This window comes from Arthrobacter sp. P1_A5, assembly GCF_056406825.1.
On sequence record NZ_JBFTZL010000075.1, the window covers coordinates 1 to 16530 of the forward strand.

Genomic DNA, 16530 nt, shown 5'->3' on the forward strand with positions numbered 1-16530 from the left:
GTGTTCACGGGTGGAGGCTTCAAGCCTGCCGGGATGTTCAACCGTGCGCAGGACCAGCCGCTGGTAGGCGAGCTGGTTCATGAGCCGCTCGTAGTGCTCAACGAGTTTGCGGTTATCCGAGCCGCGGACGATGGTCCAGTGAAACTCGTGGACAAGCCGGGCATAGGCGTCGGTGTCGTGTGTAAGCGAGACCATTTCGGATTCTTCAAGGTTCCGCCGCAATATAGCGAGCTCCGGAACCTCCCCACGGCGGGCCAGCAGGGAAGCGGCCAGTCCCTCCATGGATTCCTTGAGCTGGAAAAGCTCGATGATCTCCCTGCGCGTGGGCTCCCGAACGAAGGTGCCGACTTTCGGGCGGATCTCCACGAGACCTTCATGCTGAAGCTGCTTCAACGCTTCCCGGATCGGTGTCCTGCTCACGTCGAACTCCTGCGCGAGGAAGGCCTCAGGAACGACAGCTCCCGGAGGGAAGTCGCCGCTGAGGACGAGCCGGCGGATGCGATGCAGGAGTCCGTCCTGTTCCGCCACCTCATTGACTGTTGCGAGATCATCTTGCATACATGACAGCCTATGTTGCATGCATCAGAGCGTCAATAGGCGGAAGGTGAGATTCACAAAAACCCCCCACTGCCAAGGAAATTACCCCCTTTCGCCGTCCCTCTTGACCTTTGCTTGTGAGCTGGATTACCGTCATTGGTATGCAACAGACCTTGGAACCGCTCATCACATCGGCGTGGCTGGCAGCCTGGGACAAGGGCGACCTTGATGCCCTGGACCGTCTGGTAGCCCCCGGTTACACGCGCACCAGCAAGGCCACGGGCGCAACCGTTGATCTTGCCGGCCTTAAGTCAGAGATCGCAGCGGTCCGGGAAGCCTTCCCCGACCTGCGCACCACGGTCGATGACGTCGTCGAAGGGGATGGCACGGTCGCCGTCTTCTGGACCTCCACCGGCACCCACACCAACGAATACCTCGGGGTTCCCGCAACTGGACTCACCGTCCAGACCCGGGGCTCAAACATCCTCACCGTTGAAAACGGGAAGATCCTCACAGAGTCTGTGACCTGGGACGGAAGCGAACTGCTTGCCGGCCTCGGCATCAGGCCCCTGCGCGGCATCGCCACACCGGCCACCTCGGACGGCGAGGACTTCCCGGAACTGGACCCGGACCTGATGAAGTCCTTCAACCGCCAGTTCATCACCGGCGTCACGGTCGTGACCACCAAAGAAGGCGAAACCCCCAAAGGACTCGCGGCCAACTCGTACTGCTCGGTCTCCCTCGAACCACCCCTGGTGCTCGTCTGCGTCCAGAAGACCTCGAGCACCTATTCTGCTCTCTTCTCCTCCAGCCACCTCGGCATCAACATCCTCGGCACCGAACAGCTGGACACCGTCAAGGTTTTCGCTTCCAAAGCACCCAACAAGTTCACCGAACTCGACTGGCACGAAGGACCCAAGGGAAGCCCCCTGCTGGACGGTTCCGCAGCTTGCCTGGAAGCGGAAATCCAGGAACGGTTCCAGGCGAAGACCCACACGGTCTTTATCTGCCGGGTCCGCCACGCGGAAACCAGCAGCACCGCGCCGATGGTCTACAAGGCCGGTCACTTCTTCGACGGCGCTGAACTGGCCGAACTCTAAAAAGGCCGGCGCGGCTGACCACCCTCCGACAGGCACCAGCCGCGCCGACCCATTCTGCTCGCAAGCAGCGCACCATAGGTGCGCTTCCCACATTAGGACACAAAGATGAGCCCTGACACCCTCCGCGCTGCCGACGACAGCGTCGCCGAAGACCGCGGTTACCGCAACAGCCTCACCAAAATCGAGCCTTACGGCATCGAACACATCCCCGACGTCGAACGCCACGGAAAACCACGCTCCCAGTTCTTCCTCTGGTTCGCCGCGGGCATGAATTTCCCCATCGTGGTCCTGGGCTTCAGCGCCACCTACTTCGGACTGCCCTTCTGGGCCGCAGTCCTGGCCATCATCCTCGCCGGGGTAATTTCATCCGCCGGCATGGGATACCTCTCGGCCATGGGCGTCCGGCTCGGAGTTCCGCAACAGATGCAGGGCCGGGGGCCGCTTGGATTCATCGGCAACCTGTTCCCCGTGGCGTACGTGAATGTGTTCGCCGGCATCGGCTGGGCCGCCGTCACAGTGATCCTTGGCGGCAAAGCCATCGCGCTGCTGACGAATATTCCTTTCTGGATCTCATCCCTGGTTCTGATGGCCATCCAGCTCGTCGTTGCCGTCATTGGCTACAACCTCATCCACTTCCTGCAGCGCATCCTGTCCTTCGTGCTGGTAATCGGCTTCATCTTCATCACCGTGATAGCCGCCGCCAACGGACGCATCGAGAACACCTTCAACGAATCCGCCAAAGGCTTCGACGGCGTAGGCGGATGGATCATCTTCTTCGGCTGGTTCTTCTCCTTCATCGTCGCCTGGATGCCCTTCGCCTCCGACTATTCCCGATACCTTCCCAACACCCCCGGCAACCGCCGCGGCGCCGGCTGGGCCACCATGCTCGGAAACTTCATCACCCTGGTCTGGATGGGCATTCTCGGGACACTGCTCGGCTCCACGACCACCGCTACTGACAGCATCGGCGCACTCAAAGAAACCATGGGCCCCTGGGCCGCCGTCGGCCTCGGCGTCGTCGCCCTGTCCTCCTTCACCCAAAACTTCCTGAACGTGTACGGCGGCGCCATTTCCATCCAGACCATGGGTGTCCCCGTCAAACGCCACATCGGCGTCGTGTTCATCTGCGTCGCTTCCTACCTGGTGGCGCTGTGGGGACAGGAAGGCTTCAACGAAGGATTCACCGCCTTCCTGAACCTGACCGCCTATTGCATCGCCCCCTACGTCGCCGTTCTGGTGTGCGACTACCTGTTCGGAGGCCGCCGCACCGAACGCGGCCTGCGCGAACTCTTCGACAAGTCCCGCAAATTCGAATGGGGCTTCGTGGCCTGGGCCGCCGGCGTCGCACTATCCTCGCCCTTCTGGATGTCCTCCATTTACACCGGCCCCAYCGCCGCCGCCATTCCCCAGATCGGCGACCTCTCCTACTACGTCGGAGCAGCCGTCGCGGCCGCCGTCTACTTCGCCACCCACCGGCGCCAGCGCCTCTCCGGCCACGAGATGCTGGACCGCACCCCCGCCGGACGGACCCTGTGACACCMGCCCCTGGCCCCGGCGCGCCCAGGCTCGTCGTCATCGACATGCAGCGAGTTTTCCAGAACGAGGGGCAATGGCAGGTTCCCCGCTACGACGAGATCGTCCCCGTTATCGAACAGCTCCAGCAAGAACTCGGATCCGGCGCCGTGTTCACCCGTTTCGTCCGCGACGAGACCGAACACGGTGCTTGGGCCGCTTACTACCAGCGATGGAACGAGATGCGGTTCCCCACCGATTCCAACGCTTGGGACATCACCATGAATGTCCCAGGCACGGCAACGGTGGTCGATGCGCCGACGTTCTCCAAGTGGGGACCCCAGCTGGCAGCCCTCATCCCGGAAGGGACCGAAATGGTCCTGACCGGGGTAGCCACCGACTGCTGTGTCCTGTCCACCGCCCTTGGCGCCGTTGACGCCGGACGGTTCGTCACCGTCATCTCCGATGCCTGTGCCGCCGTCACCGATCAAGCTCAGCAGCAGACGCTGGCGCTCCTGGAACTCCTCTCACCGATATGCGAAGTGATGACCAGTGACCAGTTCCTTACCCGTACAGTGCGGAACGCCTACTCCCGCCTGTGAAAACCCGCCACACCGGAGCACCACATGATCACCCTGACACCGCATTCGACGGTCTCTGAAGACCGCAACGCCACGGCAGACCTTCCACGCGAGGTCATCGCCACCGTCGTTCAGTGGCGCGGCCGGATCGCCCTCTTCAAGCGCAGCCAGTCCGTCGGACACGAACGCGGTCTCTGGCACTGCATCACCGGGTACCTCGAGCCGAACGTCACCCCCGAACAGCAAGCCCTGACCGAACTCGAGGAAGAAGCAGGACTCACTCTAGAGGACCTCGCCGATTTTCAACGCGGAGAACAGCTCATGATTCCCGACCACAAGGGAAACCCCTGGCTGGTGCACACCTTCACTGCGACAACCACACGCCGCAGACTAACGATCAACGACGAACATGACGTCTACCGCTGGAGCGTCCCGGCCAAAATCAGCCGGTTCTCCAACCGCGTCCCCTGGCTGGACGCCGTCATCCAGGCAGCACCGCATATCTGAAAGAGGACTCACCAGTGACAGTCATCGAAGGGATCGTGGAACACGGCGACCAGCGGGGCAGACTCCTTGGTTTCCCCACCGCCAACATCCCACTCGACAACGAAGACGTCCAGGACGGCGTCTGGACAGCGATCGTGCAAATCGAATCGGACAGATGGTTCCCTGCGGCAGTATCAATCGGCCGCCGTCGGACGTTTTATGGCGAAGCCGGGCAGCGCCTGATGGAAGCCCATCTCCTCGATTTCACCGAGAACCTCTACGGCCGAAGAATCCGTGTTGAACTCGCCACCAAAATCCGGCCGCAACGCGCCTTCGACGATGTCCAGGCACTCACGGAACAGCTGAACCAAGACGTCCAAAAGGTTCACGAATGGTCCATTTCGCACTTCCCGCCATCCCCGTCGCAGACCCACCGCGAATCCAGCGGGTTGAACTCTAAGACACTGAGCTACGCATCCTAAGGAGCCGATATGGCTGACACCACGACTTTGACCATCGACCGCGAAACTTCCCTCCTCGCCTCCGTGCCCACGGGCCTGCTGATCAACGGCCAGTGGCGGGATGCGTCCGACAGGGGCACCTTCGACGTGCACGACCCCGCCACCGGTGAGGTACTGGCCACCCTCGCCTCGGCCACCAGCGACGACGCGGTCGCTGCGTTAGACGCGGCCCATGCCGCGCAGGCGTCCTGGGCGCGTACGGCACCGCGCGAACGGGCCGAGATCCTGCGCCGCGCCTTCGACTTGGTCACCGAGCGGACCGAGGACTTCGCGCTGCTGATGACCCTGGAAATGGGCAAGCCGCTGGCCGAAGCCCGCGGTGAAGTCGCCTACGGCGCCGAGTTCCTGCGCTGGTTCGCTGAAGAGACCGTCCGCGACTACGGCCGCTACCTCACCACGCCCGAGGGCAAGAACAAGATCCTGGTCCAGCACAAGCCGGTGGGACCGTGCCTGCTCATCACCCCGTGGAACTTCCCCCTGGCGATGGCCACCCGCAAGGTCGCACCCRCCATCGCCGCGGGCTGCACCATGGTCCTCAAACCGGCCAAGCTCACCCCCCTCACCGCCCAGCTCTTCGCTCAGACCATGCTCGACGCCGGCCTCCCCGCCGGGGTCCTCAACGTCGTCGCCTCTTCCTCCGCCTCCGGGATTTCCGGGCCGCTGTTGGCCGATCCGCGGCTGCGGAAGGTCTCTTTCACCGGCTCCACCCCCGTGGGCAAGCGGCTGATGGCCGATGCGGCGCAGAACGTGCTGCGCACCTCGATGGAGCTCGGCGGCAACGCACCGTTCATCGTCTTCGAGGACGCCGACCTGGACAAGGCCGTCGAGGGCGCCATGGCCGCCAAAATGCGCAACATGGGCGAGGCCTGCACCGCAGCCAACCGGTTCCTGGTCCAGGAATCCGTCGCGGCGGAATTCACCGCGAAGTTCGCCGCAGCGATGGGCGCCCTGACCACCGGCCGCGGCACCGACCCCGGCACCCAGGTCGGCCCGCTCATTGACGCCGGCGCCCGCGACGACGTCCACGCGCTCGTGAGCGCCGCCGTCGGCGCCGGGGCCACCGCCGTCACGGGCGGCTCACCGGTGGAGGGGGCCGGCTACTTCTACCAGCCCACCGTGCTCACCAATGTGCCCAACGACGCCGAGATCCTGCGCCAGGAAATCTTCGGCCCCGTCGCCCCGGTCACTACGTTCACCACCGAAGAGGACGCCGTCCGGCTCGCCAACAACACCGAGTACGGCCTCGCGTCCTACATCTACAGCCGCGACTTCAACCGGCTGCTGCGCGTGGCCGAGCAGATCGAGTTCGGCATGGTCGGCTTCAACGCCGGCGTCATCTCCAACGCCGCAGCACCCTTCGGCGGCGTGAAACAGTCAGGGCTCGGCCGCGAAGGCGGCTCCGAAGGCATCGCCGAATACACCACCACCCAATACATCGGCATCGCCGACCCCCACGCGAACTGACTCCGGCCAGGGGGTGGCGACATGGAAAGCCCCCGCGGCAGTGTCGGCGGCGGCTCCCCATGTCCTTCAGAACTTCTGTCAGGCTGAAATACACCCCACCTGACGAACGCGCCCTTGTATTGGCTACGTTGTCTAGGAGCTCCGTGAACCGATAGTGCCGGTCTCAGCCCCGCGGACGGTGCGCTGTCGCTGGGTCTTTGCCGCGGCGCGGGTTCGCAGCGCAGGCGGGGGCGCAGTGGCGATGATCCCCTGTCGGGATCCTGGCGTTGGCCGGCATGCCCCGACAGTCGCGTGTCCCGGAGGCTTCAGAGGGCCCTGCTCGGCGTCTCTCACAATGCATGCAAGGCGGGCACTTGAGTGGGGTCCGGTCCCTGGCTCCTTATGCTTGCTGTTGGCGTACCAGACCATAAGGGACAGCTGGGTGGGCACGGACGATGTAACATCCCATTCCGATGCGCGTGATCAGTACCCCGATCTTGTGCTGTGGTGAGAGACCGCCAGTCTCGAGTGCCTCATCGACCGTGGCGGCCCCCGCTACGTTGACTTCGACCATGCCCGGAGGCCTGTTGGGCTCACGAATGTGCAGCTGTTGTCCTGACGCGGTCGTCACCGGGCACCGCCGCGAGTTCCGCTCCTACCTGGCCGGGGCAGGCCTTGACGGGCAGGCAATGGTGGAAAGGGAGTTGCCGAGGCGATGGCTCCTTAACCGCTGGCTCGCCCGCCGCATCGGGCCCGAGGCCTAGCCTCACCGCCGCGGCTGGGTGATGACCCGCGCAGTTGTGGCTGTTCCTCGCCCGAGCCATTGGCCGGGCCTGGTTGGGCACCTCAGGCCGCACCTCAAGCTGTCCTCGCCGCCCGGAACCTGGACGAAAGCGCCCGTGCGCTGCCCCGGGGTCCTTAATGGCCGTGCGCGCCGCGGCCGTCAGCCGTCCGCACGGTTGAGCCCCGTTCAGATTGATTTCTTGTTATCCAGGTCACATTGCGTCTATCGTTGTCGGGGGCCACAGCGTGGTGGCCCCTTTTGGAGTGGAGAACTGTGTGAACGAGAAGCTGCGGGTGCTGGTCCGTGTGGACCTCGATGGCGCCAAGGCCCACGTCAATGTCGAGGGTCACGTGACGGTTCAGAACGTCCATGGCCTCTACGGTGTGGTCCAGCGCGCCGGCTCGCTCACCTCAGGGCTGTCGCTGGAACTCGATGTGACGCGTGCACAGACTGACTCCGACGCCATGGGAGAGCTTCGCGCGTGTGCAAAGTCGCATCATCTGCCGGTGCACGTGGACCCTCGCCAGCGTGACTACCAGATCAGCCTCCTGACGCAGAACACCGCGGTGTCCGCGGCCCTGTCGCCAGTCCTGGCAGCCTGACGCGCAGCACTGGCTACTGGGGTTGGCCGTGCCCTTGGCTCACAGCTTGGGCCTGTGTGCCTGAATCTGATGTCCGTGTAGGGCGCGGAGCATGCGGTGTGAGAGAGCGCGTTGGACTTTCATTTGTAGCATCGCTCCCTTGCGTGACCGGGTAGCTGGCGGCATGTCTTATCCCGCGCACTCGATGCAGTACGGATGGCCGTCCCGTTCGCGCGCGAGCTGGGACCGGTGCCGGACCAGGAAGCAGGAGTAGCAGGTGAACTCGTCTTTGGCCTGGGGAATGACCTGGACGATGAGTTCCTCGGCAACGAACTCCCCGCCGGGGGTCATGGCCTCATCCAGTGCGTCGGCTTCGTCCAGTTCGCGGACGACGCTGCGGGCATCGGGTGCGCTGGCGGACTGCAGCGCTTCCAGGGACCTGTCCTGGGATTCCTTGACGTCGGAACGTACTTCGTCGTAATCAGTTGCCACTGAGGTGTGTCTCTTTCTGGTGTTCTTCTCTGACGGAACTGCAACGTACACCATCGGCCGGGTATTCCTTGGCCGGGAGGACCTGCTGGGCGGGTCCGGCCCCGGAGGAGCGCCGGTTGGCGGAGAGGCGCCCCAGGCGTTGCGGGCTTCGGCATCCGCGTCGGGTTCGGTCCGTTCCAGCGCCGCGACGATGCCTCTGGGGATGTTTGTTGGTTGACGGGGAGTTTATCGCAGGCAGACGGCCAGAGGGAGGTGGGGCGTCCCAGGCTGCACCGGTTATTGTGGTCGTTCCTGGCTTTGTGGAGGCGGATGCCGGTGGCTTCGCTGCGCCGGTCACGTTGGAGTCCATCGCCGATCAGGCCGGCACAGAAGTTGGGTTTGACGGTTTGACGGTGTTCCGGGCAGCAGCGCACGACCGGGGTGCCCCGGTGTTGAGCTTGCCGGTCTTGGGCTTGATGGCGCAGTGGCCCGTTGACTGCTCTCCTGGTGGCCCTGCCTGACCGCATGGCGGGAGGGGTGGCAGCGCGGGGTCCTGTCGGGGGTCGCTCTGCGTGGGTGCATGGGCGCATCCGGGCTGGCAGGGCCCGCAGGTGTTGGGCGGAGAGTCTTGACTTACTCTTCCTCCGGCGAGACCCTGCAGGGATCCGGCAAGTTCCATCGACGAAGGACACCGCCATGCCCGCGGCAAACCACGAAAATGTCGGCGAGGACCTCTCACTGGTCGCTGAACTCGCTGCGCAGCTCCGGGTGGATTCCATCCGGTCCAGCACGTCCGCCGGATCCGGCCATCCGACGTCGAGCATGTCGGCCGCAGACTTGCTGGCTGTCCTGGTCAGCCGTCATCTGCGCTATGACTGGGACAACCCGGGCCTGGACACCAATGATCACCTGATCTTCTCCAAAGGCCATGCCTCTCCCCTGCTGTATTCGGTCTTCAAGGCCGTCGGCGTCGTCTCCGATGATGAGCTCATGACCGGCTACCGCCGGTTCGGCCAGCGCCTGCAGGGACATCCGACGCCGGCACTGCCGTGGGTAGATTTCGCGACGGGCTCGCTGGGGCAGGGACTTCCCGACGGCGTCGGCGTCGCCCTCGCCGGGAAATACCTTGATCGGCTCCCCTACCGGGTGTGGGTGCTGTGTGGCGACAGCGAAATGGCGGAAGGCTCGATTTGGGAAGCCCTGGACAAGGCCGCCCACTATGGCCTGACCAACCTGGTCACCGTCGTTGACGTAAACCGGCTGGGACAGCGGGGCGAGACCGAACTCGGCTGGGACATGGAGTCCTATGCCCGCCGGGTCCAGGCTTTCGGCGCCCAGGCCATCATCATCGACGGCCACGATCTCGACATGATTGACACGGCTTTTTCCACTGCGGCGAAAGCACCTGAAGGCAAGCCCGTGGTCATCCTCGCCAAGACCATCAAGGCCAAAGGCTTCCCACAGATCGAAGACAGTCCGGATTGGCACGGAAAACCCTTACCGCCCGACATGGCCGAGAAGGCTATTGCAGAACTCGGCGGTCAACGGACACTGACCTTGCGCGGCCCTCTTCCGGAAGAAGGGTCAAAGGCACGCATCGACGCTCCCGGCGCAACCTTCCCCAGCTACGCAGTGGGCGAAGAGGTCGCTACGCGAAAGGCTTACGGCGACGCTTTGGCAGCACTCGGCGGCATCGATCCCGCCGTTGTTGCCTTGGACGGTGAGGTCAGCAATTCCACCCATTCCGACGAATTCGCGAAGGCATTCCCCGACCGGTTCTTCGAGATGTACATCGCCGAGCAGCAGCTCATCGCCGCCGCCACGGGACTGAGCAGCCGGGGATATAGAGCCTTCGCCTCGACCTTCGCGGCCTTCCTCACCCGCGCCTACGACTTCATCCGCATGGGGTCCATCACGGGCGCCGATCTTCGCCTGTGCGGCTCGCACGCCGGCGTCGAGATCGGCGCCGACGGCCCCTCACAGATGGCGCTGGAAGACCTGGCGATGTTCCGGGCCGTGCATGGTTCGACCGTCCTCTACCCTGCCGACGCGACCAGCACAGCCGCCTTGGTGCAGGGCATGGCGGAAACTTCCGGCATCAGCTATCTCCGGACCACCCGCGGCGCCTACCCCGTCCTGTACGGCGCCTCAGAGCATTTCCCGGTCGGCGGTTCCAAGCTCCTGCGGTCCTCCGGCAACGACGACGTCACCCTCGTCGGGGCAGGGGTCACCCTTCATGAAGCGCTCAAGGCGGCAGACATCCTCGACGCTGACGGAATCCAGGCCCGCGTCATCGACTGCTACTCCATCAAGCCCATAGACGCAGAAACGCTGCTCACCGCCGCCGGCGAGACACAGGGCCGCGTCATCATCGCCGAAGACCACCGCCCCGAGGGAGGCCTGGGATCAGCGGTCAAGGATGCCCTGCTCACGGCACCGCCGAGTGACCTGTCCATCACACACCTGGCCGCGAACGGCATGCCCGGATCCGGAACCGGGCAGGAGCTCCTCGCCTGGGCAGGCATCGACGCCGAACATATCGCCGAGGCCGCCCGGGACCTGATCAGGCCAAACCCGCACCGGTCTTGATGGCGCGACTCCCCGGGACCAACATAAACCCCCGACAGGCCTCTCCCCCGGAAACTGCTGGCTATTCGGCCCCAATTGTCCAGATAGTGTCTGGACAATTGGGCTGGACCGTCGGAAGCTACAACCTCTCTTCGCCGTACCGGCCCTGGCTGTCTGGTCCCAAACCGGGATTCTGGACTTCGGCCGGGGCTGGAATCACGGGCACAGGATTCATTTCCGCGGTCGCGTGGTTGGCGCTGGGGAAGGCCTCGTACTGTAGGCGCGGGCCTAATTGTCCAAAGAGCTTTGGACAATTCCTGATGTTGCTTTGGCGGAGTCAGCACGCCGTGGCGGGTGTGAGTTTCCCAATGTGAGCGATTATTGGCTGTCGTCGGTGTCAGAGCCTGCTTCTGCCCATTCCAGGGCGGCTACGAAGTGCCCCTCATTGGGGAGAGCCTGCTGTTCGGAAGCCGGGAGCTTGTCGTAGGTGTAGGTGGCGACGGCCATGGGTGAGGTGGAGCGTCCCAGGCTGTACCGGACGCTGCGGTCGTTCTTGGTGCCGCAGATGAGGATGCCGATGGTTTCGTTGTGGTGGCCGCGCCGAAGGGTGTCGTCGACGAGCGCTACGTAGAAGTTGAGCTTGCCGGCGTACTCCGGTTGGAACTTGCCCGTTTTAAGTTCGATAACCACATAGCCCGTTAACCGCACCAATGACGCACTTCACAGTTGATGCTCGGCACCGCTCCCCCCGTTAGGAACGGGGCATTTTGTGCAGGCACTGACTGCACCATCGTTCTGCTTAGCTGCTCTCCCGGCCTGACAAAGGGACCTGGGTCTGTCACTACCGGAGTCTGTGAGTCCGTTCCTGCGGCCGATAGCGGATATTACGTCAGCCTAGATTGACGCAGCATCGGTTATCGGCCTTCGATAATGGGCGGAAGTGGCCGCGAAAGGGCGGTGCCTGGCATCGCCTCACATGTCATGCGTTTCCCGGCGACCGTTTGCATCGGCAGCAAGCTTCGGGTTCAACGCTTGCTGCCCCCAACACCCGGCACGGACGCCACTTGTTTCATCCACGCCGCGATTTGGCGTTCGTCGATGTCGTCCATGGATTCGAGCTCCACACCCCGCGTCGACCTGCCCATCCCCACCGGTGTCACCGGCGGTACAGGCTCGAGCGCCGCGCCATTCACAAACATGAGCTTGACATGGCGAGCAAAGCCGCCGCAGCTGAAGCACCACCCGTCGCCGACGCCGTAATACGACATGCCCCACTTCACGGAGCGCCGAAGGCCGGGCAGCGTCTTTGCCGCCAAAGCATCGACCGCTTCGGCGATGCCCCGCTGCGGCTGTGGCAGACTGGCGATATATGCGAAGACCGGCTTGTCGCCCGCCGCCGCTTTCGCCGGGCTTGCCCTGCCGGTCATGGCTTCCGGCAGCGTGATGGCGTCGGCATGTGCCGCTGTGGGCGTGGCCGGCGTTTGGGTTTCCCTCTTACCGATCTCCCCGCTGGTCATGGAGAGAATTATTCCTTACGCATCGAGGGCAGGAGCTGGAGAGTATCTCCGATCCAGACGACCACCCACAAACCTCGAGGTCCAGTCATGTCGGAAACCGATACAAGGTGATGAACAGGTATGACGCGAGAACCCAACCCGGACCGGAACAACGGTCCGGGTTCCACACCCCTGGATTCTGTCGGAGTTACACCCCGTATGGACGCCGATGGATCTTCCGGCTGGGTGATCGACGGGCCCGCCAAGATGCGCCAGGACTTTCGAAGTACTGCCGGCAAGTCATGTGCTCCAGGAACCACTTTCCAGGCACCGCCAGCAGCTGGGCATCAACACTACGTACAGTCTCTCGGCCGCGAGTAGCTGCAATGCCACTTTTCAAGTGCTAACTACTCAAGTGAAATTGGCACAGCTGGGGAACACTGAGAACTTGTTGGGCAAAGCCAGAGACACGACCAACTTACAACGACCATGGGAGGGCAAGATGCCGGACTTGAGCACGAATGAGAAAGCTCGGGAAACCGCAGCTAAGGCGGCACTGGAAGCCGCAGAATCGTCCCGGAACAATCGGTCTGAAAAGTGTCGTCATCATCCGTGAAGTGGTCAATCCAGCCCGCACACCAAGTACGCTGATGACAGATTCCTGCTGCGCAGGCCGAGAGGAGATGAAGTGACTGCTGTCCTCGGATTTTTGATGATCGTCCTCTTCTTCGTCGTCGTTCCATTCGCGGGCCTCTGGTACTACTTCCACCAAGCTGGCCGGCTAGGCAACATCACCACCCTCACCGCAGCACGTGACGCAGTCCGGAAGGACCTGGACGCCGGCCCGCTCACCATGCGCCGGGTCAACCGGGTCTACAAAGCAGTCCTCCGGCGGACAGGGGTGAAGAACGCCAACGGCAAGCCCATGCATATCCGCAAAGTCACCCTGGCGATGCCTGCGGAAGACTACAGGTACGTGCAGCAGGTCGGCCTCGATGAGTTCGTGCGCGGCCTTCGCGATTATCGGCACGACTACGCGATCAAACAGGGCTGGTACCCGCACGACCAGGCCCCAATCCCAATTGCTGTCTGGCCTGACGAGCGGCGCAAACGGCTGCGCCCCGACCCCTCCTACGAATGGGCCCGCGACGGGACGACCCGGACCCTGACGTCCAAGGCCCGCCACTTCAGCGACGAAGGTGACGGCGACAGAACGACGCCCCTCAACGCCGCAGCCCGGCTGACCTTCAAAGATCACACGTGGGAGCTGATCCCACAGGACGCCCCGTACCGGCTCGGCCGCGGCGAGGGCAACCACATCCAGACGGTCCACGACACCATCTCCAGCCGCCACGCCATGATCCGGTTCAACGGGGTCGAGTGGGTGTTCGACCCGCTGGAAGGGGCAACGAATCCGGTCAAAGTTGGAGGAAGGGTCATCACGACACCGACTCCATTGACGACCGGAACCCTCATTCTGATCGGTGAAGCCGAACCCATACTCTTCGAGAAGGGCGCCGATGTCGCCCAGAACGGCCCAGACGCCAGGAAACGCGGGCCGTTACCCGAGTGAGCTCGGGGCAAGCACCGAGTAAGGACAGTAATGGAAGCGGGACAAATTCTGCACGGCAGGTACGCCCTCCTGGAGTCGATAAACAGCGGAAACATGGGCGAGGTGTGGAAAGCCCGGGACCTCAACGACTCCCGGGACGTGGCAATCAAGGGCGTGAAGCCAGGTGATACCGCCGTACCCGGCCTCCGTCGGCGCCTGCAACTGGAGGCTGAGACTCTCAAAAGCCTCCGTCATGACCGGATCGTCAATATCCTGGATGAGTTTCAAGAGGGAGGCGAGCTGTACATTGTCATGCAGCTCATCCCCGGCCCAAACCTCGAAAGGGCCGTAGCCGCCACCCACTTCTCCGATGCCAGCAAGGTCTCCATCCTCATCGATGTCCTGGAAGCCCTTGTATACCTTCACGACGTCGCGGAAGTCGTGCACCGCGACCTGAAGCCCGCCAACATCCTCCTGGACCAGGAGCAGCGGGCTTATGTGACCGACTTTGGCATCGCCCGCGGCCCTCGCGACTTCAGTGCCACCAGGACGATGAACGGCATCGGCAGTTGGTCATTCGCTGCCCCCGAAGTTCGTGCTGGCAAGCCGGCAACGGAACGGTCCGACGTATGGTCGTTCGGCGCGGTGGCCTTGTGGCTATTTACCAACAAGTTGTTTGACGAAGGGATCCCTGACGGGAACTTCGCCGGACCGCTCACCGAAGACATTCGTGCCGCTCTGAGTCCGCGGCGGCCCCCTGCGTCGGACCTGCTTGTGTCGTTCCGGACTGCAGAGCGTGAAGGTCTGACCGGTCCCTTTCATGCTGCCCGCCACGATGGTGAGACGCGTGCCGTACCAAAGATAGCCACCGCCGGGGCAGCCGCCCCGGCGGTGAGAGCCGTTCAGCCAATGCCTTCCAAGGGAAAGCGCGGGAAGGGCCCTGGCCTACTAGTGTTGGCGGGAGTCGTACTCGTTTTTCTTGGGGCAGCCGCCGTTTGGGTGTTCCTGCCCAACCTCTCCCCGAACGGAGATCCGGGCCCTACGAACTCTGCCTCGAGCTTTCCATTATCAGTCCCGCAGGCCCCTTCGCCATCCGTCTCCAGGGCTTCTCCATCACCGCCGCCCCCTTCTGTTTCGACACCACGTACTGACCTTGAGTTCGATACACCCCATGCCGGCGAAGTGGTCGGGCGGTACGTACCTGTAAAGCTGCGCGGCCATGCCCCATTAAATGAGCGCGTCTGGATCGCCGTGCGTTCGTCCGGACAGCTCTTTTCTCAGGGTCCGGCGTTTCCGAGCGGCGTTGCTGACGACGTGTGGAACTTGGAACAGCCAGCAATACTTGGTTCCGATGCAGAATCCGACGCAGGCGCAGACTATGACATATATGCCCTTGTCACAAGTGCACAAATTGATTCCGAGTTCAAATTCGAACAGCTTCTGACCACAGCAGGTTCTGATATTCGTCGATCACCTGATGTGGTCTACTTGGCCTCTGTCACCGTGTGCCGGCGTTCAGAAGCCGACCCCGTGGTCGCATCGTCCGCTTGTGCAGTAACAGGAAAATAAATTGTCCATGCGGGCACGCCACCTGCATTGAATTTTGTTGCTTTCAAGCCCGTGGGTTCTTTACCCCCGACTGCTAGCTGCTAGGTTCCGAGCGCGCCGTATGCACCTCGTCTGCAACGACCACGCGCTTGACGACGCGGCTCCGTCCCACCGAGAAGGCCGGCAGCAAAGGCTGCGAAGCATTCGGTAGGGCCACAGGCCTCACCGGGGCGAGACCGTACATCGGGTTGCAAATCTGGGGATTTGGCTGACAAGGTACGGTCGGATGTGCAAGTCTAGGCCAATGCACACACCTCTCCAAATGATGCAGGACCGGGTGAAGAGCGAATCCTTCGACGGGGACGTAGCTCAATTCAAGGCCATGCTCCGATATGGAGAGATGGTCACGAAGGTGACGCTCATAAATGCCCTTGCGCTACTTGACCGTAACGAGGACCGGCGCTTCAGGTACGAGGTGGAGTACAAGCTCGTCAGGGCATCGGGGGTGGGATCTTGGGCGTATGAGTTTCAGCGTCTAGTCACTGGACCGGCAAAGACCGCCTTTCGGAGGGACGCAAGTACGATCCTAGCTCAAGTCACCCAACGCTTTATCCTCACGTCCGAGGAATGGCAGGCTGAGACGTTGAGACTCCTTGAGCAGACCGAGCGAGCTCTCCGCGTCCCAACTGACACCGTTCGCGCTGAGAAGTTAGCCATCGTCTCTTTTTTCACGCGCTTTGCCAACATCCGAAACAAGTACGACCACGGCGCACCGATGCTTGGACTCGTGGCAGATGCCATTGAACCCCTAACTGGGGCCTTAGGACTGATGTCTCAAAATCTAAAGCTTTTACATCTACCTTGGTATTTGGCTGGTGAAACGCACGCAGGGTCCCCTCGCCACTTCCCCCTTTCGGAGGTCGAACACGACTTGCCAGAGGATTTACCGCGCGAGGGACTTTTCGCAATTCACAACGGCGCCGCGCTGCCGCTACACCTGGTGGAAGCTTTGCATGGCGGCGCCGAACTGTACATTGCTAATGGACACTATAAAGACAAAGACCAGACATATGAAGCATTGTCCTATGTAACGGGATCACACAAGAGATCCCCTGCGTCTCAATATACCATCGAGCCGCAGTTATTGTCTCAAAGCGAATCTGAAGGGCTCTCGCAGTTAGATTTGCAGGGCGCCACATGGGGGAATCTTCCGCCTCGCAAATCCGATTACGTTAAGCGCAACGAACTGGAGCTTGAGCTTCTCGAGGAGCTACTGGATCCTGAGATCGACCCGATTATAACCTTGGGTGGCCCAGGCGGCATAGGCAAGACTTCTACAGCCTTGCAAGT

The 16530-nt window shown here is 62.6% G+C and carries 15 protein-coding genes; 11 read left to right on the top strand and 4 right to left on the bottom strand.

Annotation, left to right across the window (positions count from 1 at the left end; genetic code table 11):
• A partial coding sequence (locus AC1D1S_RS11920) for a GntR family transcriptional regulator (RefSeq protein WP_476994521.1) occupies nt 1-558 on the bottom strand: 558 nt, incomplete at its 3' end.
• 140 nt (nt 559-698) lie between these two features.
• Here AC1D1S_RS11920 and AC1D1S_RS11925 point away from each other — a divergent pair.
• From AC1D1S_RS11925 to AC1D1S_RS11955, 7 genes are all read left to right on the top strand, one after another.
• Nucleotides 699-1637, top strand: a complete 939-nt coding sequence (locus tag AC1D1S_RS11925; RefSeq protein ID WP_476950231.1) for a flavin reductase — start codon at nt 699-701, stop codon at nt 1635-1637.
• A 105-nt stretch (nt 1638-1742) separates the two neighbouring features.
• The gene (locus tag AC1D1S_RS11930) at nt 1743-3173 is read left to right on the top strand and encodes a purine-cytosine permease family protein (protein WP_476994522.1); all 1431 of its coding nucleotides are present in this window, start codon (nt 1743-1745) and stop codon (nt 3171-3173) included.
• Nucleotides 3170-3751 (top strand): cysteine hydrolase family protein, encoded by a 582-nt coding sequence (locus tag AC1D1S_RS11935; RefSeq protein WP_476994523.1) that lies wholly within the window; start codon nt 3170-3172, stop codon nt 3749-3751. Before AC1D1S_RS11930 ends, AC1D1S_RS11935 begins: the two co-directional genes overlap by 4 nt.
• A gap of 24 nt (nt 3752-3775) precedes the next feature.
• A complete protein-coding gene (locus tag AC1D1S_RS11940; RefSeq protein WP_476950229.1) occupies nt 3776-4237 on the top strand; it encodes an NUDIX domain-containing protein in 462 nt (153 codons plus the stop codon).
• Between the two features lie 14 nt (nt 4238-4251).
• Nucleotides 4252-4698, top strand: coding sequence for a riboflavin kinase (locus AC1D1S_RS11945; RefSeq protein WP_476950228.1), 447 nt, complete (start codon nt 4252-4254; stop codon nt 4696-4698).
• Nucleotides 4699-4707: 9 nt separating this feature from the next.
• Nucleotides 4708-6201, top strand: coding sequence for an NAD-dependent succinate-semialdehyde dehydrogenase (locus AC1D1S_RS11950; protein WP_476994524.1), 1494 nt, complete (start codon nt 4708-4710; stop codon nt 6199-6201).
• Between the two features lie 1038 nt (nt 6202-7239).
• Nucleotides 7240-7566, top strand: coding sequence for a hypothetical protein (locus AC1D1S_RS11955; RefSeq protein WP_476994525.1), 327 nt, complete (start codon nt 7240-7242; stop codon nt 7564-7566).
• Between the two features lie 168 nt (nt 7567-7734).
• On the opposite strand, the gene AC1D1S_RS11960 is transcribed toward AC1D1S_RS11955, so the two are convergent.
• The gene (locus AC1D1S_RS11960; protein WP_243178671.1) at nt 7735-8037 is read right to left on the bottom strand and encodes a DUF4193 domain-containing protein; all 303 of its coding nucleotides are present in this window, start codon (nt 8035-8037) and stop codon (nt 7735-7737) included.
• 675 nt (nt 8038-8712) lie between these two features.
• On the opposite strand from AC1D1S_RS11960, the gene AC1D1S_RS11965 reads away from it, so the two are divergent.
• Complete coding sequence (locus tag AC1D1S_RS11965; RefSeq protein ID WP_476994526.1) at nt 8713-10605, top strand: transketolase; 1893 nt, start codon at nt 8713-8715, stop codon at nt 10603-10605.
• A gap of 357 nt (nt 10606-10962) precedes the next feature.
• On the opposite strand, the gene AC1D1S_RS11970 is transcribed toward AC1D1S_RS11965, so the two are convergent.
• Together AC1D1S_RS11970 and AC1D1S_RS11975 are read right to left on the bottom strand one after the other, a co-directional pair.
• Nucleotides 10963-11292 carry a PDDEXK nuclease domain-containing protein gene (locus tag AC1D1S_RS11970; RefSeq protein ID WP_308197233.1) on the bottom strand — a complete coding sequence of 110 codons (330 nt, stop codon included), beginning with the start codon at nt 11290-11292 and terminating at the stop codon, nt 10963-10965.
• 317 nt (nt 11293-11609) lie between these two features.
• A complete protein-coding gene (locus AC1D1S_RS11975) occupies nt 11610-12101 on the bottom strand; it encodes a DUF1801 domain-containing protein (RefSeq protein WP_476994527.1) in 492 nt (163 codons plus the stop codon).
• A 667-nt stretch (nt 12102-12768) separates the two neighbouring features.
• Here AC1D1S_RS11975 and AC1D1S_RS11980 point away from each other — a divergent pair.
• The 3 genes from AC1D1S_RS11980 to AC1D1S_RS11990 form a co-directional block, all read left to right on the top strand.
• On the top strand, nt 12769-13653 hold the full coding sequence (locus tag AC1D1S_RS11980) for an FHA domain-containing protein (protein WP_476994528.1): 885 nt from the start codon (nt 12769-12771) through the stop codon (nt 13651-13653).
• A 30-nt stretch (nt 13654-13683) separates the two neighbouring features.
• Nucleotides 13684-15201 carry a serine/threonine-protein kinase gene (locus tag AC1D1S_RS11985; protein ID WP_476994529.1) on the top strand — a complete coding sequence of 506 codons (1518 nt, stop codon included), beginning with the start codon at nt 13684-13686 and terminating at the stop codon, nt 15199-15201.
• A 283-nt stretch (nt 15202-15484) separates the two neighbouring features.
• Nucleotides 15485-16530: hypothetical protein (locus tag AC1D1S_RS11990; RefSeq protein WP_476994530.1), on the top strand; the 1046-nt coding region annotated here is incomplete at its 3' end.